Source organism: Halorubrum salinarum (assembly GCF_013267195.1).
GTDB lineage: Archaea > Halobacteriota > Halobacteria > Halobacteriales > Haloferacaceae > Halorubrum > Halorubrum salinarum.
In genome coordinates this window covers 2,597,309-2,615,321 of record NZ_CP053941.1, presented here as the reverse complement: position 1 = coordinate 2,615,321, position 18,013 = coordinate 2,597,309, and the positions used below count along the sequence as shown (strand labels likewise).

General features: G+C 71.2%; 19 protein-coding genes. 8 read left to right on the top strand and 11 right to left on the bottom strand.

Annotation, left to right across the window (positions count from 1 at the left end; translation table 11 throughout):
* Positions 1 to 3: 3 nt before the first annotated feature.
* Positions 4 to 1,206, bottom strand: a complete 1,203-nt coding sequence (locus HPS36_RS13355; RefSeq protein ID WP_137716251.1) for a methionine adenosyltransferase — start codon at positions 1,204 to 1,206, stop codon at positions 4 to 6.
* 181 nt (positions 1,207 to 1,387) lie between these two features.
* On the opposite strand from HPS36_RS13355, the gene HPS36_RS13350 reads away from it, so the two are divergent.
* Entirely contained in the window at positions 1,388 to 2,395 is a 1,008-nt protein-coding gene (locus tag HPS36_RS13350; RefSeq protein WP_173230520.1) for a hypothetical protein, read from the top strand.
* A 25-nt stretch (positions 2,396 to 2,420) separates the two neighbouring features.
* Here HPS36_RS13350 and HPS36_RS13345 read toward each other — a convergent pair whose 3' ends face one another.
* The 4 genes from HPS36_RS13345 to HPS36_RS13330 form a co-directional block, all read right to left on the bottom strand.
* The gene (locus HPS36_RS13345; protein ID WP_173230519.1) at positions 2,421 to 3,542 is read right to left on the bottom strand and encodes a pyridoxal phosphate-dependent aminotransferase; all 1,122 of its coding nucleotides are present in this window, start codon (positions 3,540 to 3,542) and stop codon (positions 2,421 to 2,423) included.
* A 75-nt stretch (positions 3,543 to 3,617) separates the two neighbouring features.
* Positions 3,618 to 4,670, bottom strand: coding sequence for a transcriptional regulator TbsP domain-containing protein (locus HPS36_RS13340; RefSeq protein WP_173230518.1), 1,053 nt, complete (start codon positions 4,668 to 4,670; stop codon positions 3,618 to 3,620).
* 81 nt (positions 4,671 to 4,751) lie between these two features.
* Positions 4,752 to 5,492, bottom strand: coding sequence for a tRNA (adenine-N1)-methyltransferase (locus tag HPS36_RS13335; RefSeq protein ID WP_121564490.1), 741 nt, complete (start codon positions 5,490 to 5,492; stop codon positions 4,752 to 4,754).
* A complete protein-coding gene (locus HPS36_RS13330; protein ID WP_053771409.1) occupies positions 5,489 to 5,896 on the bottom strand; it encodes a nascent polypeptide-associated complex protein in 408 nt (135 codons plus the stop codon). Before HPS36_RS13330 ends, HPS36_RS13335 begins: the two co-directional genes overlap by 4 nt.
* Positions 5,897 to 6,064: 168 nt before the next feature.
* Here HPS36_RS13330 and HPS36_RS13325 point away from each other — a divergent pair, with 168 nt between their 5' ends.
* Positions 6,065 to 6,850 carry a creatininase family protein gene (locus HPS36_RS13325; RefSeq protein ID WP_173230517.1) on the top strand — a complete coding sequence of 262 codons (786 nt, stop codon included), beginning with the start codon at positions 6,065 to 6,067 and terminating at the stop codon, positions 6,848 to 6,850.
* On the opposite strand, the gene HPS36_RS13320 is transcribed toward HPS36_RS13325, so the two are convergent.
* Both HPS36_RS13320 and folP read right to left on the bottom strand, forming a co-directional pair.
* Entirely contained in the window at positions 6,847 to 7,572 is a 726-nt protein-coding gene (locus tag HPS36_RS13320; protein ID WP_173230516.1) for a 6-hydroxymethylpterin diphosphokinase MptE-like protein, read from the bottom strand. The genes HPS36_RS13325 and HPS36_RS13320 overlap by 4 nt on opposite strands.
* 162 nt (positions 7,573 to 7,734) lie before the next feature.
* Positions 7,735 to 9,006 carry a dihydropteroate synthase gene (folP, locus tag HPS36_RS13315; protein ID WP_173230515.1) on the bottom strand — a complete coding sequence of 424 codons (1,272 nt, stop codon included), beginning with the start codon at positions 9,004 to 9,006 and terminating at the stop codon, positions 7,735 to 7,737.
* 211 nt (positions 9,007 to 9,217) lie between these two features.
* Here folP and HPS36_RS13310 point away from each other — a divergent pair, with 211 nt between their 5' ends.
* A complete protein-coding gene (locus tag HPS36_RS13310) occupies positions 9,218 to 9,448 on the top strand; it encodes a hypothetical protein (RefSeq protein WP_173230514.1) in 231 nt (76 codons plus the stop codon).
* Positions 9,449 to 9,455: 7 nt separating this feature from the next.
* On the opposite strand, the gene HPS36_RS13305 is transcribed toward HPS36_RS13310, so the two are convergent.
* Positions 9,456 to 10,064 carry a DUF192 domain-containing protein gene (locus HPS36_RS13305; RefSeq protein ID WP_173230513.1) on the bottom strand — a complete coding sequence of 203 codons (609 nt, stop codon included), beginning with the start codon at positions 10,062 to 10,064 and terminating at the stop codon, positions 9,456 to 9,458.
* Positions 10,065 to 10,205: 141 nt separating this feature from the next.
* On the opposite strand from HPS36_RS13305, the gene HPS36_RS13300 reads away from it, so the two are divergent.
* The 4 genes from HPS36_RS13300 to HPS36_RS13285 are packed head-to-tail and all read left to right on the top strand — an operon-like array spanning position 10,206 to position 12,707.
* On the top strand, positions 10,206 to 10,796 hold the full coding sequence (locus HPS36_RS13300) for a hypothetical protein (protein WP_053771412.1): 591 nt from the start codon (positions 10,206 to 10,208) through the stop codon (positions 10,794 to 10,796).
* The gene (locus HPS36_RS13295) at positions 10,793 to 11,662 is read left to right on the top strand and encodes an RNA methyltransferase (protein ID WP_173230512.1); all 870 of its coding nucleotides are present in this window, start codon (positions 10,793 to 10,795) and stop codon (positions 11,660 to 11,662) included. Before HPS36_RS13300 ends, HPS36_RS13295 begins: the two co-directional genes overlap by 4 nt.
* A 2-nt stretch (positions 11,663 to 11,664) precedes the next feature.
* Positions 11,665 to 12,354, top strand: a complete 690-nt coding sequence (locus HPS36_RS13290; protein WP_137716174.1) for an AzlC family ABC transporter permease — start codon at positions 11,665 to 11,667, stop codon at positions 12,352 to 12,354.
* Positions 12,351 to 12,707 (top strand): AzlD domain-containing protein, encoded by a 357-nt coding sequence (locus HPS36_RS13285; RefSeq protein ID WP_173230511.1) that lies wholly within the window; start codon positions 12,351 to 12,353, stop codon positions 12,705 to 12,707. The genes HPS36_RS13290 and HPS36_RS13285 overlap by 4 nt, the downstream gene beginning before the upstream one ends.
* 84 nt (positions 12,708 to 12,791) lie before the next feature.
* On the opposite strand, the gene HPS36_RS13280 is transcribed toward HPS36_RS13285, so the two are convergent.
* Both HPS36_RS13280 and HPS36_RS13275 read right to left on the bottom strand, forming a co-directional pair.
* Positions 12,792 to 13,127 (bottom strand): hypothetical protein, encoded by a 336-nt coding sequence (locus tag HPS36_RS13280; protein WP_173230510.1) that lies wholly within the window; start codon positions 13,125 to 13,127, stop codon positions 12,792 to 12,794.
* A gap of 61 nt (positions 13,128 to 13,188) precedes the next feature.
* Positions 13,189 to 15,120 carry an aldehyde ferredoxin oxidoreductase family protein gene (locus HPS36_RS13275; RefSeq protein ID WP_173230830.1) on the bottom strand — a complete coding sequence of 644 codons (1,932 nt, stop codon included), beginning with the start codon at positions 15,118 to 15,120 and terminating at the stop codon, positions 13,189 to 13,191.
* 278 nt (positions 15,121 to 15,398) lie between these two features.
* Here HPS36_RS13275 and HPS36_RS13270 point away from each other — a divergent pair, with 278 nt between their 5' ends.
* Positions 15,399 to 15,875, top strand: coding sequence for a hypothetical protein (locus tag HPS36_RS13270; protein ID WP_394353771.1), 477 nt, complete (start codon positions 15,399 to 15,401; stop codon positions 15,873 to 15,875).
* Positions 15,876 to 15,887: 12 nt separating this feature from the next.
* On the opposite strand, the gene HPS36_RS13265 is transcribed toward HPS36_RS13270, so the two are convergent.
* Positions 15,888 to 17,810: a bifunctional metallophosphatase/5'-nucleotidase gene (locus tag HPS36_RS13265; protein WP_173230509.1), complete on the bottom strand. Its 1,923-nt coding sequence runs from the start codon at positions 17,808 to 17,810 to the stop codon at positions 15,888 to 15,890.
* Positions 17,811 to 18,013 lie beyond the last annotated feature (203 nt).

Here is an 18,013-nt window from a genome sequence, read left to right as displayed (position 1 = left end):
CCCTCAGAACGTCGAGACGTCGCCCTCGATGACGCTGCGGGTCACGTCCGTCACGTCGGCCAGCTCGCGGTCGACGATGGCGAGCACGTCGTCCTCTATGTCGCCCAGCGCGACCCCGTCCTCGGTGACGATCTGCGCGTCGGCGACGTGCGGCTCGTCGATCGGCCGGCCGATCTGCGAAAGGAGTCGGACCTGGAGGTCGCGGATCCCGTCGACCTCGCTCGTGACCGACTCGGCGATGCGGGTGGAGAGCAGGTTGTATATCTTCCCGATGTGGTTGACGGGGTTCTTCCCGGAGGTCGCCTCCATCGACATCGGGCGGTTCGGGGTGATGAGCCCGTTGGCGCGGTTCCCGCGACCGACCGAGCCGTCGTCGCCCTGTTCGGCGGAGGTGCCGGTGACGGTGAGGTAGACGGAGCCCTCGTCGTAGTCGTCGGCGGTGTTGACGTCGACGTTGACCTCGCGGTCGGTGTACTCGCGCGCGAGCTCGTCGACGTACTCGCGGACGGACGCGACCGCGTCGTCGTACTCGTCGAGCCCGTCGACGTACGCGTCGACCATCGCGGCGGCGACGGTGATGTCGATCCGGTCGCCCTCGCGTTTGCCCATGATCTTCACGTCGGGGCCGAGCTCGGGGTGGTCGTCGTGGTAGGTCGTGTTGAGCGCGCGCTCGGCCTCGTGGACGATGGTCTCCGTCTCGGTGAGCGGCGCGTGGCCGACGCCGAAGGAGGTGTCGTTGGCCATCGGGACCTCCTGCGTCTCCTCGCCGAAGACGTCCTGGAGGTCGCCCGACCCCTCGCCGAGCTTCACGTCGACGACCACGTCGGTGCCGTACTCCAGCTCCGGGATCGCCTCGGCGAGGTAGTCGCGGGCGGCCGCGAGCGCGGTCGAGTCGACGGGCAGCTGCTCGCCGTCGTACTCTTTCGTGGCGCGGCCGACGATGAGGATGTAGATAGGTTCGACGACCTCGCCGCCGCCGAACGCGGGGGCCGCGCGGCCGGCGACGAGCTGCGTCTCGTCGGTGTTGTAGTGGAGGACTTTGCCGACGCGGTCGAGGTAGAGCTGCGAGAGCGCCCGCGAGACCGACTCCGCGACGCCGTCGCAGATCGAGTCGGGGTGACCGATCCCCTTTCGCTCGACGATTTCGACCTCCTGGTCCTCGACCGCCTGCCGGTCGAGGCGGCTGACCTGTATGTTCCGGTCCATTGCCCGTCGCTACTCCGTCGGCGGCAGTATAACTTGCGGAAACTCTCCGTAGAGCTCGGATAACCCGAAGTAATTAGTGAAGCGGCTCCGGGGCCGCGCCTCCGAGCGAGCGTCCTCGGTCACTCAAGCGGGCGTTTGTGCTTCGCCAACCGCTTTCCCGTCGCCCCGACGAGGACCGGGTATGGAACACCTCACGGCGACTCGTCGCCGCCTCCTCGCCGCCGGCCTCGCGGGCGGGGTCGGCGCCGTCGCGGGCTGTCTCGGGACCGACGACGGCGGTCCGAGCGGCGGCGCGAAGCTCTCGCTGTCGCTGTCGCGCGTCGACGGGTCGCTTCGCGACCGGTACGTCCGCGACCGCGACGCCCCGGCCGACGCGTGGGACGAGGCGGCGCTCGACGCCGCGCTCGCCGGCGAACCGTACACGACCCGCCATCGCAGGCCGTTCTTCGCGACCCCGGACGATCCGGCGTACGTGCTCGACGATGGGACCTATCACCGGCTCGGATCGGTCGTGGTCGGCGAGGTCGCAGAGGCGTATCCGGTCCTCAGACTCTACGCCGTCGACGACGGAGAGACGGCGACGGACGGCGACGGCGGATCGGCGGTCGACGGGGGCGAGGGCGGGGACCTCCCCGACGCCGACCGGCGCGCGGTCCGGATCGCCTACTTCGCCGCGCGAGCCCGCGGGAACGCGGGCGGGTACCCGGTCGGGCTGGTCGAGCGCGGCGGTTACGTGTACCGGTCAGAGGCGGCCCGCTCCGAGAGCGCGCTGCTCGACGACGACGGCCCCGAGCGCGTCGCCTACCGAGAGACCACGTACCGAGTGGATATCGAGCGGGAGCGGTTCCACGAGGCCGTCTACCGGCCCACCGCCGAGCCCGTCGCGGAGCGCCCCGAGCGGATGGAATCGATCCTCCGGGCGCGGCTCGTCGGCCCCAGGATAGACCCGGACGCGCTCTCCTCGGAAGCGCGGCGGATCGTCGACCGCGCGGCGGTCGAGGAGTACGGCGAGACGCACCCGTACTCCGACGCCTACGCGGAGCTGGTCCGCGCGCTCGACGCGCGTCACTTCCTCGACGGGGACATGCGGAACGACGGGGGCGTCGGCGAGGGGCGAGAGGAGCTGATCCGCTACGGCGACGAGTACTACGAGCGCTACCTGCGGATCACGGGCGGGGAAGCGGAGTGACCGGTCGGCGCGGTCCGCCGCCGGCTCAGCGGACCGCCGCGTACGCCTCGGCCATCACGTCGAGCGCCTCGCGCAGCTCCGCCTCGTCGGTCGCGTACGAGATCCGCGCGTGGCCGGCGCCGCCCTCGCCGAACGCCTCGCCGGGGACGACGACCACGCCGCGGTCGATACACTCGTCGACGAACCCCTCGGGGACGCGAGGCATCGCGTAGAACGCGCCCTGCGGCGTCGGGCAGTCGATTCCGATATCCTCGAAGCCGTCGAGGAGGATATCGCGGCGGCGCTCGAAGGAGGCGGTCATCTCGTCGACCACGCCGCGGTCGCCGCGCAGCGCGGCCTCGGCGGCGTACTGGGCCGGCGCCGAGGCGCACGCCTGCGCGTACTGATGGACGCGGAGCATGCGTTCGACGCGCTCGTCGGACCCGTACACCCAGCCGAGTCGCCAGCCGGTCATCGAGAACAGCTTCGAGGCGGAGTTGACGACCACGACGTTGTCCGTCTCCGCGAACTCCATCGGCGAGTGGTGCTCGCCGTCGAAGACGGTGTACTCGTACACCTCGTCGGAGATACAGAGCACGTCGTGCTCGTCCGCGATGCGGGCGAACTCGCGCACGTCTTCCTCGGAGGAGACGGCCCCGGTGGGGTTGCCGGGGGAGTTGACGACGAACGCCGCCGTGTCGTCGGTGATCGCGTCCTCGATCGCGGCGGGGTCGATGGTGAGGTCGTCGCGGAGCGGCACGGGAACCGGCTCGCCGCCAGTCAGCTTCGTCAAGGCGTCGTAGGAGACGAACCCGGGGTCCGGGATCAGCACCTCGTCGCCGGCGTCGACGTGGGCTTCGAGGGCGATATGAAGCGCCTCGCTGCCGCCCGCGGTCGCGATGACGTTACCCGGGTCGAGGTCGATCCCCTGGTCGGCGCGGTGCTTCTCGGCGATGGCCTCCCGCAGCGACCGCGTGCCCTTGTTCTCGGTGTAGGCGTCCGCCTTCCCGGACTCGATGGCGTCGACCGCGGCCCGCCGGGCGTGGTCCGGCGTCGGGAAGTCGGGCTGGCCCAGCCCGAGGTTGATCGCGTCGTCGCCGGCCGCCTCGAACACCTCGCGGATCCCGCTTATCGAGATCCGCTCGACCCTGTCGGAGAACGTCGTCATGTCAGTGTGGGCGCGCCGCCGAGAGTTAGTTCTTGCCACGTCGCCCGACACCGGGCCCCGACTCGACGCCGTCCGTCACCAGCGCCGACGCTCCCAGACGGGGCGGCGCTCGCCCCGACGGGCGTCGTCGCGGACCCGGCCGTCCGCGTCGGTCGGCAGCGCGAACCGACCCTCCAGGACGTCCGGCACCTCCTCCGGCCGCGCTCGCAACAGCGCGTCGTCGACCGCGCGGAGCCGGAGCATCGGACGTCCCGGCCCCATCGGCACCTTGACCGACTCGATCAGTCCCCGGTTGACGAGCGCCTGCCGGTCACCGGTGAACTCCTGTGCGGGGGCGATCCCGACGCCGTCGGTCCCGACCCACGTCCGCAGGTCGCGGAAGAGGTGGTCGTGACGCGCCGCGAGCGCGACGAGGAGCGTCCGGTCGGACGGCCGGGTCGTGCGGCCGAACTCGCCGGGGTCGAGCGCCGCGAGCAGCGACTCCAGATCGTCGGCGAAGCGGTCGTCGAGGGCCTCTCGCGCGGCGGCGAGCAGTCGCGTCCGCGAGGGCATCCCGACCGTCTCGGGTGTCGCCGCGTCGAAGCGCGACTCGGCCGTCGCGCGAGCGCCGTCGACCGCCTCGGCGTCGCCGTCGACCGCGTCGGACCCGGCGTCGGCCGTCGTCGCCAGCGTCCGGTCCCCGCGGGGGCCGACGACGGCGTCGGCGCGATCCGGACTCGCGAACAGCGTCCCGCCCGTCCCGTGGCCGAGCGGGTCGCCGGTCCGGACCCGTATCTCGTCGGTCTCGACCGCCTCGGCGACGGCGCTCCCGAGGACGAGCGCGCGCGAGAGCGCGTCGACGACTCCTGGCCGGCACGCGACCCGCCACGGCGGGCCCGAGGAGCGCTCGCGAGCGGCCAGCACGGACGGGAGCAGCCGGATCGGCACGCCGACGGCGACGACCGCGGACCGGCCGGCCAGCGCGGTCTCGACCGCCTCGGCGAGCGGGTCGTCGGGACGCGGCAGAACGTCCGACACCTCGGCTCCGTCGCCGGCGTCGTCGCCCGCCGGTTCGGACCCCTCGCTCTCGGTCTCAGCGTCGGTCGCGGGGTCGGCGTCGGTCCCGGTCTCGGCGTCGTCGCCGGTCACACACGTCGTCACTGCCGCGATCCGAAAGAGCGTTGCGCCGGTGAGCGCGGGCGTCGGGGGGAAGGGGTCGCCGCGCCGGCGTCAGGGCGCCCGACCGAACACGAGGTAGCCCGTGTGCCCCACGCCTGCGGTGGAAGGGCGGGAGCCGCGGTCGGAGAAGTCCATCTCGCGCTGGATCGTCTCCAGCGTCTCGACCTCGTCGAAGCCGGCCTCGCGCGCCGCGAGGGCCGCCTCGCGGGTGCCCTCGACGAACGGCGAGTAGACGGCGAGGCGGCCGCCGGGCGCGAGCAGGTCGTCCGCGCGCTCGACGACCGCCGGGGCGTCGCCCGTGTCGAGCGTGAGGGCGTCGAACGGCTCGCCGTCGGCGAGCGCGTCGAGCTCGTCGGTGAGGTCGCCGGTGCGGACCTCGACGCGGTCGGCGACGCCCGCCGTCCGCATGTTGTCGCGGGCGACCTCGGCGAACTCGGCGTCGACCTCGTAGGTGGTCACGTCCGCGCCGGCCCGGCCGAGGTACGCGGCGAGGATGCCGGTCCCGGTGCCGGCGTCGAGGACGCGGTCGCCGCCGGACGCGCCGGTGTGGCCCATCACGAGGCCCACGTCGCGCGGCATCATCGGCGCCCCGGTGCGTTCGAGGTGGTTGAACAGGTCGGGGCCGCGGAGCGCGCGGACCTCGAAGACGGTGCCGAGGTGGGTCTCGACCTCGTCGCCGGCCGCGACGTCCTCGGGGACCTCGATCACGCCGAGGTCGGTGCCGAACTCCTCGCCGGGCTCCAGCAGGTACTCGCGGTCCTCGTGGACGAGCAGGTACGCGGCGTCCGTCACTGCAGGTCGGAGATCGCTCGCGCGGGCTCGCCGTTGGCCGCCTCCAGCGCCTCGCGGGCGGCCTCCTTCGAGACGCCCGCCTGCTGGGCGACCAGCTTCACGTCCTCCTCGGGGATGCCGTCGTCGCCGTCGTCCGCGTCGTCGAGCGCCGGGTCGTCGCCGCCCTCGACGGCCGTCGCGCCGCCCGCGCCCGCGTCGGCGACCGACTCGGGCGAGCCGACGATCTGGTAGGTCTCCTGCCCCTGGGCGTCCATCTTGGTCACCTGGGCGCCGTCGAAGACGAGGTCGTCGCCGTCGGCCGTCTCGATGACGACCCGCTCGGCGTCGAGCTCCTCGACGTCGATCCCCATCTGTTTCATCATCTGTTTCATCTTGCGCGGGTTCATGCCGCCGCCTCCGAACATGCCACCCGATTCGGCCGGACGACACAAAAAGGGTGTCGACACGGGCCGAAGCGGCGGCGTGCCGCGGGAGCGCGGTCGCGGCGAGGCCGGTGGAACGCCGCCCGGCCGAACCCCGGCGAACCGGACCGAGACGGCTGGGTTGATACGTGTCGCGCGCGAGGCGGTGGTATGTACCTCGCGGACCACACCTGGCCGGAGCTGGACGACGCGCTCGCTCCCGGCTCCGTCGCGCTCGTCCCGCTCGGCTCGACCGAACAGCACGGACCGAACCTCCCGCTCGCGACCGACCACCTGATCGCCGAGGCGCTCGCGACGGCGGCCGCCGAGCGGTCGGACGCGTTCCGAACGCCGACGATCAACGTCGGCGTCAGCCCGCACCACCGACAGTTCCCGGGGACGATGTGGGTCGATCCGCCGGAGTTCCGGGACTACGTCGAGTCGTTCTCGCGGAACCTCGCGTACCACGGGATCGACCGCGTGGTGTTCGTCAACGCCCACGGCGGCAACGTCCAGCACCTCCGCGAGGTCGGGCGTCGGCTCCACGAGGACGAGGTCGCCTACGCCGTCGAGTGGATGTGGGACGAGTCGATCCCGGAGCTGGTCGACGACCTGTTCGAACACAACGGTCCCCACGCGGGACCGAAGGAGACGGCGATGATCACCCACATCGCGCCCGACCTCGTCCGCGAGGACCGGCTCGAAGACGCCCGCGACGACGGCCTCGTCGACCTCGCGAGCGCGGAGACGACGGTCCACGGCGCCCGCACCTTCTACGACGCGGTCGACAACTCCCCGAACGGCGCGTTCGGCGACCCGACCGACGTAACGCCCGAGAAGGCGGAGCGCCTGTTCGAGGCGGCCGCGGACCAGCTCGTCCAGTTGGCGGACTGGATCGGCGAGCGCGACGAGAGCGAGCTGTACCCCGAGCCGCGCGTCGAAGGGGAGACGGCCTAAGCGTCGCCGGGCTCCCGGTCGCTCCCGTCGCCGAGGATCTCGTCCAGCGCGGCGTCGGCCGCGTCGCGCCGGCCGTCGAGGACCGCGAACGCCTCGCCGCGGCGGCGTTCGAGCCAGCGGAGCAGCCGCGCCGCCCAGTCGAGCTTCCGCGCCTTCATCGGGTCGACCGCCGGGTCGTCGAAGTCCCAGCCGGGGAAGACCAGCTCGCCGGCCCCCGCGTGATCGGCGAGGAACGCGGCCCGGTCGCCGTCGGTGAATCCGCCGGGGTTTCGGACCGGGCCGACGGGGGCCGCCTGCGTCGTCGCCAGCGTCCACTCGTCGGCGAAGCGCGGAAGCCACTCGCGGACGGCGGGGACGTTGTCGCCGTGCGCGTGGGCGGCGACGGGGACGCCCTCGCGGGTCAGCGACGCCGCGGTCTCGGGGTTCTTGTCGAGGTCGGTCACCAGACAGTCGACGTCGACGCCGCGGTCGGCGAGCACGTCGGCCGCCGCGGAGGCGGCGACGACGACGTCGGCGTGGCGGGCGAGCGCGACCTCGTCGGCGAGGCACGGCGCCGCGCCAGCGACGGCGACCGTCTCCCCCTCCCAGTCGCCCAGGCGGGCGAGCGGGAACGACGTCGCGAGGTCGGCGGCGAGGTCCCGGGCTCGCTCGTCGGCGGCCCGGTCGAACCCGAAGTCGGCGAGGATCGCCTCGTAGACGGGTTCGAAGGTCGCGAAGTTCACGGACGGGTCACTCCGCGTGCGGGATCCCGTCTCCGCGCTGACCGGCGCCGCCGCTCGCCGGTCGAATTATGGTATGGGCCGGAGTGGCACAGAGTACCCCTACCCGCGTGCCCCTCCGGCGTCCGGTCGATCGGTTGTCTACACGAGGGCATAAACTTTCTCTTAACTGACGTTGGCGGCGATTCCGTCGAGCGCGGCGTCGAGCGCGTCGGAGACGCCGGAAACCGACTCTCTGACCGATTCGATCGCGTCCGGGGCCCCGATCAGGAGGCCGCGGCGACGGTCCGGGAGGGCGTCGCCGGGAGATCCGCCGTTCGCGCGGTCGCCGGTCCCGCCGTCGGTCGTCGGAGGAGTCGTCGGGACGCCGGCCCGGTTCGGATCGCCGAGCGCGAACGCCGCGGCGCTCGCGTCGCCGCCGACGGTCGCGGCGCGCAGGGCGCCGACCGCGGCGTCGCCGAGCCCGTCGAGCTCGTAGGTGCGGACGACCGCGGCCTCGGCGGGGTCGCGCTCGCCGTCGGCCGCCCGCGGCGCGCCGATCCGGTCGAGGTGACGCCCCGCCTCCCGGACCGTCGTCACGTCGAGCTCCGTGACCGCGACGGCGTCGTCACTTCCGCCGGCGTAGCGGTCGCGGGCGAACTCGGCGCCGATCAGGGCGGCGTCGCGCGTCTCGGCCACGTCGTGCGTTCGGATCACGTGGGCGCCGCGCTCGACGGCCATCGACGTGGCGGCGAGCGAGACCGGGAGCGCCTCCTCGGTGCTGCGCCCGGCGATCGTCTTGAGGAAGCTCTTGCGGTTGATCGAGACGAGCAGGGGGCGGCCGTAGCCGCGGAACTCGCGCAGGCGGTGGAACGTCTCGCGGTCGTCCTCGTGGGTCTTCGCCTCGGACCAGCCGCCGAACGCGGGGTCGAGGATGGTCTTGTCGGTGAGGCCGTTCATCGAGAGGGCCTCGTAGATGTCGTCCACGTCCTCGATGGCGCCCGGGCGTTCCAGGTCCGGCGGCGAGGCCATCTTCGAGACCGCCACGTCGTGCTCGCGGCAGACGCGGGGCATCTCCGGGTCGGCGAACCCGCAGATGTCGTTGACCATGTCGAAGCCGCGCGAGAGCGCCTCGTCGGCGACCTCGTGGTAGCGGGTCTCGATCGACCAGACGGCGTCCCCCGAGGTCGATTCGAGGGTCTCGACGGCGGTGTCGAGCCGGTCGAGCTCCTGTTCGGCCGAGAGCACGTCGAGGTCCTTGTTGGCCGATTCGAGGCCCACGTCGACGATGTCGGCGCCCTCGCCGATCAGCTCCTCGTCGACGTACGCGGCGGCCTCGCCGGGGTCGTCGTACACGCTGGGGTCGTACGGCGACTCCTCCGAGACGTTGAGCACGCCCATGATCCGGGGCGGGTGGTCGTCGCCGATCCCGAGTCCCGCGGCGTCCACGTTTCGCATACGATCACCACGGGCGCGAGCGACATAAACGGGGGGAATAGTCGGGGGAGACGAGGTGAGAAACGGGCGGAGTACGAGGACGGACCGGCGGGCGAAGACGCGCCGCCGAACGAGCCGAGAATCCGTCCGCAGACGCCCCGATACGTGTCAGTATGGGACACGAGGGCAGCCGTCGGACACGTCTTAATGCCGTTCGTCACCTATCCGGGATATGTACACGAAAACGGAGTACCGGTTGCTCGGACTCGCCTCGGCCGCTCTCCTCGCGACGATAGGCGCGGAACTGCTCGGGAGTCAACTGCTCGTCACGGTCGGCGTGGGTGTCTTCGCCCTCGCCGTCGCGGCGCTTTTCGCGGTCATGAGCGTCGTGCTCGCGGTGGCCGTCGCCCGGACCACGGACCTGAACATGCTCGACGCGGCGGCGGCCGACCGACCCCGCTGAGACGCCCTCACAGGTCGAACGCCAGCGAGTCCCCCACTGACACGCCGTGCCGGTCGGTCCACTCGTAGGGGACTTCGAGCACGTACTGCCCGGAGCCGGGATACCGCTGTTCCTCGCCGTCCTCGTTCGGACCCGGCTCCGGCGCGTTGTGGATCGCGACGATTTTCCGGTCGCCGTCGACGTAGACGATGTCGATGCCGAAGTCCATCTCGCGCATCACGTAGGTGAGAGAGTCTTTGGGGGCGTCGTAGACGAACAGCATGCCGCCGTCCTCGGGGAGCGACTCGGCGTCGCTGAGCCCGAGGAAGCGCTTGTCGCGAGTGTCAGCGAGCGCGGCGGTCACCGACCCGTGCTCCGCCCCGTCGGTCCCCTCGACGGTCACGGTCGTCGTCTCGTAGTCGGCGTAGGTGCCGGTGGGCCACGCGGACCCGTCTTCCCCGTCTCCGCTTCCGCCGTCGCCGGTCGACTCGCTCTCCCCGTCCGCGTCGCCGCCGCTCGCTCCGTCGCTATCAGCTGCTGCGTCGCCGTCGTCCGCCGCGTCGCCCCCGCTCAGACAGCCCGCCGCGGCGCCGAGAGTTCCGGCCGCGGTCAGTCCGAGGAGTCGCCGCCGTCTCATGCCCTGAACGAGGGCGGCCGGGGATATAAGCGACCGCGTCGGCGGCGAGCGCGTGCGGACGCCGCGGCCCCGGCGCGGCGCAGCGACCGTCCGCGTGCCGGGAAGGACGCGCTTTTATCGCCGCCGGAGCGTAGCGTGAACATGGCGAAAGTGAGCATCGGCCTCCGCGGGTGGCGCTTCGAGGAGGACGAGATATTCAGCGACGACGAGGAGCTGAAGCCCCTCGACGAGATCCCGGAGGACCCGCGAGAGCGGCTCCTGCGGCTCGTCAGCCTCGTCGAGGAGCCCTGCGACGTCTGCTACCTCGACTACGGCGAGGCGGAGGTCCACCGCTGTAACGAGGCGGAGATCGTGTACGGCGAGCCGGAGGGCGAGGTCCTGCTCTGTCCCGAACACGAGCCCGACCTGCTCTACTGGTTCCGCGAGGAGGGCGGCAGCGAGCACAAGGGGTCCGTCGAGTTCGCCGACCGCTTCCACGAGTGGGTCGCCGCCGGCAACGAGGCCCCCGAGGGGTACGGCTCCGTCGAGCACGTCGAGGAGGACCCCGACGGGCTCCCGGACCTGCCCGACCAGCAGGAGGTCCAAGAGCGGATCGAGGAGGGGTTCGAGGGCGAGCGGATCGACATCCTCGAACTCGCCCGCGGCGAGGAGACCGACCGCGAGGAACTGACCGAGGAGGAGCTGGCGGAGTCCGACCTCGACCTCTCCACCGACTACCCGTCGGACCGATGAGCGGCGACGAGCGAGCGCCGGCCACGGAAGAAGACGAGGGGGCGGCGGACCCGACTGACGCCGAGGCATCCGACTCGGCGGACGGCGCGGCGGCTCGGCGGAAGCCCGTGGTCGTCGTCGTCGAGCCCGAGACGCCGGGCAACGTCGGGACCATCGCGCGGGCGATGAAGAACTTCGGCCTCACCGACCTCAAGCTGGTCGACCCGCCGGAGCTGCGGGAGGACGGCGAGGCGTACGGCTTCGCCGGCCACGCCCGGGAGGACGTGCTGCCGAACGCGGACGAGGTCACCTTCGACGAGGTCGTCGCGAACTACCACACGGTCGGCACGACCGCGATCACCGGCGAGGACGACCGCAGCCACGAGCGCTTCCCGTTCAAGACGCCCGTCGAGCTCCGCGAGTCCCTGAAGACGGTCGACGCGCCCACCGCCATCGTCTTCGGCCGCGAGGGGCGCGGGCTCAACAACGAGGAGCTCTCGCGGCTCGACGAGGTGTGTTCGATCCCGGCCGACGACGACTACCCCGTCCTCAACCTCGGGCAGGCCGCGACCGTCCTGCTGTACGAGCTGCGCGACCTCACGGTCGGCGAGACCCAGCTGCCCGACACCGAGGTCACCCGCGCGCCCGAGGCCGACGTGGAGCGCTTCCACGGGTTCTTCGAGGACTTCCTCGCGGCGACGGGGCAGCGCGACCACGTCCGCGAGAAGAACGCGCTGCTGATGCGGCGGCTGCTCGGCCGCGCGCACCCGACGGAACGCGAGATCCACACCCTGCTCGGCACCTTCCGCAAGGCGAACACGAAGCTGGAGCACGCGGACCACCTCGCGGCGAAGTACGACGAGCCGCCGTACCCGCGGGAGAAGTAGCCGTGTCCGACTCCGTCCTCGACGAGGACCTGCTGGCCGGCGTCCGCGACGTGTCGCCGCTCATCCTCGGGGTCGCGCCGTTCGCGCTCGTGGCCGGCATCGCCGCCGTCGACGCGGGGCTCGGCCTCGCCGAGGCGGTCGGGATGTCGGTGATCGTGTTCGCCGGCGCCTCCCAGCTGGCGGCGCTAGACCTGCTCGGCGAGAACGCGCCGCTCGCGGTCGTCGTCGGGACGGCCGTCGTGATCAACCTCCGGATGCTGATGTACTCGGCATCCATCGCGCCGCACTTCGCCGACTACGGGCGCCGCCTCCGGGCGGGGCTCGCGTACCTCCTCACCGACCAGGCGTACGCGCTCTCGGTGGCCGAGTTCGGCGAGAACCCCGACCGGAGCCGGTGGCGCTACTACCTCGGCGCGGCCGCCTCGCTGTGGATCGTCTGGCAGATCGGCACCGTCGCGGGCGTCGTCCTCGGCGCCGGCGTCCCCGACGCGTGGGGGCTAACCTTCGCGGTGCCGCTCGTGTTCCTGGCGCTCCTCGTCCCGGCGATGAAGGACCGCCCGACCACCGTCGCGGGCGTCGCCGGCGGCGCGGTCGCGGTCGTCGCGGCCGGGCTCCCGCTCAACCTCGGGCTGCTCGTCGGCGCGCTGTGCGGGATCGGCGCGGGGCTCGCAACGGAGGTCGCGGGCCAGTGACCGGCGGGGTCGGCGGGCTCGTCGCCTCGCCGAGAGCGTGGGTCGCCATCCTCGTCATCGGCGTGCTGACCTACGGGATCCGCCTCTCGTTCATCTACCTGTTCGGCCGGATCGACGGGGTCCCGACGCGCGTTCAGCGGCCGCTTCGGTACGTCCCGCCCGCGGTCCTCGCGGCGCTCGTCCTCCCAGACCTGGTGACGCTGCGCCCGTCGGTGGCCGCGACCCTCCTCGACGAGCGGCTGATCGCCGGCGCCGTCGCCGGCGCCGTCGCGTGGCGGACCGAGAACGTCTTCGCGACCATCGCGACCGGGATGGGGACGCTGTGGCTGTTCCGGTTCGTCGTGTTCGGCTGAGGCTCGCGAGGCGCGCTCGGCGCGGCCGTGTCGGCGTCGCGACGGCGTGACCGGCCACTATCGCCGACCGGAACGACGGTTCCGTCAGCGCTCGCGCTCCGTCGCTCGCTCCGCGGAGGGATCCCGAGAGGTCGCGTCGCCGCGGTCGACGGGGCGGTCGAACCGCGAGCCGCCGGCGTCGGCCTCCCGCTCGCGGGCGGCGGCGATACGCTGGGCGGCGTCGGCGAGCGAGTCGAGCGCCGCGAACACCCGGTACGAGAGGTACGGGCCGACCGAGAGCACCGCGACGGCGATGATCCCGAGCAGGATCTGTCCGACGATCAACAGAGAGTAGACGAACACGAACAGGCTCACGGCGCCCAGAACCGTGCCGGCACGGGTGCGGAGGGCCTCGGACGGCGAGAGCGGGTCATGCGACATGGCCGGGGCTACCGGCGTGAGACACTTAAAAATGAACGCGGGTCGGCGGACGCGGCGTCGATCAGTCGTCGGCCGGGGCCGCGGAGTCGCCGGCGGAGACGCCGGTGCCGGGGCCGATGTCGATGCCGAGTTCCTCCAACTTCTCGTCGGGGACGACCCCGTCGACCCAGTCGCGGGTCTCGTAGTACTCGGCCTTCAGCTGGTCGAGTTCGACGAGTTCGCCCTCGCTGGCGCCGGTGCCGGGAACGGCGTCCGGGTGGCCCTCGATGAACCGGTTCGGCAGCGTGTCGTCCGCGCCGTCGAAGCCGGCGAGGTTGTTGTAGTAGCGTTCGAGGTTGTAGACGCGCTCGCCGGCCTCGAACAGCTCGTCCTCCGTGACGTCGCGGCCGGTGACGCCGTTGTACTGGAGGACGTACTCCTCGATTCCCTCCGCGAACGCGCTGAACTTACAGATGTCGAACGAGTCTGACACCGCGTGGAGGTCCTGGAAGGTGGCGGTGAGCTCGCCTTTGCCCTCCCACTCGTACGGGTCGACCTTCTCCGGGATCCCGAGGATCTCGGCGGCCGGCGTGTAGCCGCGCAGGTGGCAGGCGCCGCGGTTGGAGGTCGCGTACGCGATCCCCATGCCCTTCATACAGCGCGGGTCGTAGGCGGCCATCGTCTGCCCCTTGACGGAGAGCTTGTTGCCGTGCGCGTCCTTCGCGTCGGCGACGCGCTCGGGGCCCTCCGCGAGGAGGTCGCCGAGGTCCGACGAGCGGTGGCCGATCTCGTCGATGAGGTCGATCATCGTCTCGGAGTCGCCCCAGTCGAGGTGACCGACGCCGTCGAGTTTGCCCTCCTCGCTCATCTCCATCGCCATCGCCATCATGTTGCCGGCCTCGATGGTGTCGATGCCGAGGTCGTTACAGCGCTGGAGCATGACCGCGATCTCGTCGCGGTCGGAGTGCCCCGAGTTCGGACCGAGCGCCCACGCGGACTCGTACTCGTACGACTCCGTGCGGACGTTCATGTCCTGGCCCTTGTGCGTGACGTTGACCTCGACCTCCTTCTTACACGCGACCGGGCAGGAGTGACAAGTCGGCTCGTCGACGAGGATGTTCTCGCGGACGTTCTCGCCGGAGACGCGCTCCGCCTCGATGTCGACGCCCTCCGCGTCGTGGTACGCCTCGGTCGAGGTGTACTTCGCGTTCTTCGACGGGAGCCCGTCCATCTCCTCGGTCGCGTTCATCAGGACGTTGGTCCCGTACATCGAGAGCCCGCCCTCGTTGGGCGCGGTCACGTCGGACTCGCGGATGACCTCCATCGCCTGCTGGTACCCCTCCTGGAACGTCTCGGGGTCGGCGGGCTTGGGCATGTCCGTGCCCGACTTCACGACGACCGCCTTCACCTTCTTCGCGCCCATCACGGCGCCGGTGCCGCCGCGGCCCGAGGCGCGGTCGTCCTCGTTGATGACGCAGCCGTAGCGCACCTGGTTCTCGCCGCCCTGGCCGATCGCCATCACCGAGACGTCGCGGCCGACCTTGCCCTCGACCTCCTCGCCGAGCTGGTCGATCGTGTCGTGGACGCCCTGCCCCCAGAGGTGCGAGGCGTCGCGTACCTCCACGTCGCCGTCCTCGACGAACAGGTAGACGGGCTCGTCGCTCTCGCCGTCGAGCAGGATGCCGTCGAGCCCGGCCCACTTGAGCCGCGCCCCGGACCAGCCGCCGTGGTGCGAGTCGGTGACCGTCCCCGTCAGCGGGGACTTCGTCACCAGCGCGATCCGGCCGCTCATCACGGTCTGGGTGCCCGTCAGCGGGCCGGTCATGAACGCCAGTCGGTTCTCCGGTCCCAGCGGGTCCACGTCGGGCCCCTTGTCGAAGACGTACTTGACGCCGAGCCCGCGCGCGCCGATGTACTTCTCCGCGTCGTCGTCGTCGATCCCGCGGTAGCTGACCTCGCCACCGCCGAGATCGACCTGTGCCACACGGTCTCTGTAGCCGCCCATTTCAGTCATGTAATGCTCGTTCATTATAGACGGACCACAGCGTGTTAGGTGTTCACCTCGGGACGCAACCGGAACCGGTTACCAAACGGGAGGCGGCGGCGGCACGGCGCTTATGAATGGATCGAGCGTTCCCCGCGTGAATACTCGCGGACTGCGGCGGGATGCGAACGGTTCTCACGTTGCCGCGACCGGGTAGTGCGAACGACCGGTTTCGGTCGGTACCCCGCGTCAGACGCCGAATATCGCGATGCCGCAGGGCATAATTGCCGGCGAGACGAAGCGCGAGCGTGACCGACCGAGGGGGAGAGACGACCGGACGCCGTCCGGGAGGGGTCGCGAGCCGTCTGAGAGCGATCGGGCGCGACCGAGGAGGGGCGCTCGCGTTCGCGCTCGTCGTGCTCGTCGCGTCCGTGGTTCCGGTCCCGGGGTCGTCGGGCGGTGGAGGGAGCGCGCTCGGCGGCGTCCTCGACGTCCTCCCCGCCGGGGTCGGCCTCACCGACCAGTTTCACCTCGTCGGCTACGCGGTCCTCGCCGCGCTGCTCGTACCGGTGACGCGGGGAAATCGATTTGGACCGCTCCTCGCTGCCGGCGGCGCGGTCGCGTTCGGGTTGGGGATCGAACTCGTCCAGGCGCCGATCCCGTGGCGGTCGTTCGCGTTGCGAGACGCCGCGGTCAACGCGGTCGGCGCGGCCGTCGGGGCGGCTATCGCGGCGGGTCGAGCCCGCGTGTCGAGATTGACGAGCGACCGCGACGGCGGGCGCTGAGCCCGCCCGCGTTCAGCGTCCCGGGGGGCCGGCGCGGCCGCGACCGCGGCGGCGCACGGTCGCCGCCACGTCGGCGTTCAGCCGCGAGCGCTCGAAGTAGATCTGGTCGAACTCGCTCGACTCGTACTCGGCGTAGAGGTCGAGCGGAACCTCGTCGCCGTCGTCCGCGTCCTCGACCGCGTCCGCCAAGTCGCCGTCGTCGACGCGGACCATCAGGTTGTCACCGCCCGCCGCGAAGACGACCGTCTCCGCGTCGAGGTGCTCGCCGTCCGGCGTCCACACGGCGACGGCGTCCTCGGCGACGGAGTCGACGTCGTCGGGCGCGTCGAACTGCGTGACCACCTTGCCGTTCCCGTCGACGGTGACCGACGCGTCGGGGAGGTCGCGGTCGACGCGCTGCATCCGGCCTTCGACGGTCGGAGCGATCGTCTCCCGCTCCTGTAGGTAGTTGACCACGGTCTCCGCCTGGAGCTCTCCCGTTTCCTCGGCTACGGGTTTGTCCGCCAGCGGGTAGCCGCTCCCGCCGTTTGCGATGAAGCTGTTGACTGCCACTTCGTACGTCTCCTCGAGGTCGAGCGGCTCGCCGTCAACGTACACGTCGCGGATCAGTTCGTCGGCGTCGTCGTGGGGGACCCACTCGAAGCGCAGGCCGCTGGTCTGCTGGGATATCTCCTCGCCGAAGTTCTGCCCAGTTTCGCTTTCCAGCGTGACGACCTGGCTCTCTAAGGTCTCGACGAGCTCCTCGCCGGTGAGCTCAAGCGAGATGACCGTGTTCGGGAACGGCAACGTGTTGAAGATGTCACCGCCGGTGATCTCGCCGGGCCCGTACACCGAGTCCGAGCGGATACCGCCCGCGTTCGTGATCGCGGCGTCGGCGTCGACGCGCTCGCGCATCGCGTCGGTGATCAGGTTACCGTAGCCGGTTTCGCGGTGGTAGTTCGCCCCGAACGTGGCGTTGAGCGGCGTCTCCGTCTCCACGACCGTCGAGTCCAGGCTCACCTCTCCGCGGTACTCGTTGATGATGTCGGACGCGGTCGGGTCCTTCTCGATGTCGTCGGTGACCTCGATCAGCTGCCCGTCGAACGAGGTGACCTCGCCGCCCTCGACCGTCAGCTCGATCTCGCTGAGGTAGCGGGCGCGGGCCCGAGCCTCTGAGACGATCGACCCGTCGACCTCCTCGGGCGGATAGAACTGCTCGTCGTCGCCGACGACGATCACGTCGATGTCGTCGTCCGCGTCGGCCTCCGCGAGGTCCTCGGCGTCACTGATGCCCGTGTGCGCGAGGGCGACGACGGCGTCGACGCCCTCCTCTTCCTTGAGCCGCTTCGCTTCGGCGGGGCCGGTTTCGGTGTAGTCTTCGAGTGTCAACCCTTCTTCGTTGAATTTGATGTTCGTCTTTCCGAACGTCGCGCCCTCGTCGACGAGTCCGATCAGGCCGACCTTGACACCGCCTCGCTCGACGATTCGGACGGACTCCGTCCCGTCGAACGCTTCGCCGGTCTCGCTGTCGACGAGGTTCGTCGCGAGCCACGGGAACTCGGAGTCGGCCGTCACGTCCGAGATGGGGTCGAGCCCGTAGTCGAACTCGTGGTTGCCGATCACGTCCGCGTCCGGGCCGACCTCGTTGAGCACGTCCACCGGCGCGCGCCACTGCGAGACCGGGCTCAGCGCGTGCGGTCCCACCTCGTCGCCGCCGCCGACCACGACGACGGGGCCGTCGGCCGCCGCCCGCCGCTGCTCGATGAGCGTCACCAGCCGCGGGAAGTTCTCGTCCTGCGCCGCCGCCGTCTGGATGTCGTTGTACGACAGGACGGTGAGCGTCGTCGCTCCCTCGCCGTCCGCGGCCGCCGCCGAGCCGGAGACGAGCGACCCGCCGAGTACGATTCCACCCGCTCGCAGTACGTCACGCCGTCCGTAGTCACGGTCCCGTGACATCGGTTTCTTCCACTTTGGGATGTTTATAAAATCTTTCTATGAAATAATATATATTTATCAGTCCGTCATGTTTGAGAATTCTTCGCAAACGGTCGTCTCCGACCGGCGGACGCGGAGTCGAACCACGGTGTCGGACTCGCGGGCGGCCGGGCCCCCGGCGACGTGACTGATTCCGACGAGAGCGCGACATGGGCTGCGATGCG

Coding starts and splice junctions, on each gene's coding strand:
- HPS36_RS13280 (WP_173230510.1), bottom strand. CDS start 13,127: ATGTCGCATGACCCGCTCTCGCCGTCCGAGGCCCTCCGCACCCGTGCC.
- HPS36_RS13265 (WP_173230509.1), bottom strand. CDS start 17,810: ATGTCACGGGACCGTGACTACGGACGGCGTGACGTACTGCGAGCGGGT.
- folP (WP_173230515.1), bottom strand. CDS start 9,006: ATGCGAAACGTGGACGCCGCGGGACTCGGGATCGGCGACGACCACCCG.
- HPS36_RS13305 (WP_173230513.1), bottom strand. CDS start 10,064: ATGAGACGGCGGCGACTCCTCGGACTGACCGCGGCCGGAACTCTCGGC.
- HPS36_RS13350 (WP_173230520.1), top strand. CDS start 1,388: ATGGAACACCTCACGGCGACTCGTCGCCGCCTCCTCGCCGCCGGCCTC.
- HPS36_RS13355 (WP_137716251.1), bottom strand. CDS start 1,206: ATGGACCGGAACATACAGGTCAGCCGCCTCGACCGGCAGGCGGTCGAG.
- HPS36_RS13345 (WP_173230519.1), bottom strand. CDS start 3,542: ATGACGACGTTCTCCGACAGGGTCGAGCGGATCTCGATAAGCGGGATC.
- HPS36_RS13310 (WP_173230514.1), top strand. CDS start 9,218: ATGTACACGAAAACGGAGTACCGGTTGCTCGGACTCGCCTCGGCCGCT.
- HPS36_RS13325 (WP_173230517.1), top strand. CDS start 6,065: ATGTACCTCGCGGACCACACCTGGCCGGAGCTGGACGACGCGCTCGCT.
- HPS36_RS13330 (WP_053771409.1), bottom strand. CDS start 5,896: ATGTTCGGAGGCGGCGGCATGAACCCGCGCAAGATGAAACAGATGATG.
- HPS36_RS13275 (WP_173230830.1), bottom strand. CDS start 15,120: ATGACTGAAATGGGCGGCTACAGAGACCGTGTGGCACAGGTCGATCTC.
- HPS36_RS13300 (WP_053771412.1), top strand. CDS start 10,206: ATGGCGAAAGTGAGCATCGGCCTCCGCGGGTGGCGCTTCGAGGAGGAC.
- HPS36_RS13295 (WP_173230512.1), top strand. CDS start 10,793: ATGAGCGGCGACGAGCGAGCGCCGGCCACGGAAGAAGACGAGGGGGCG.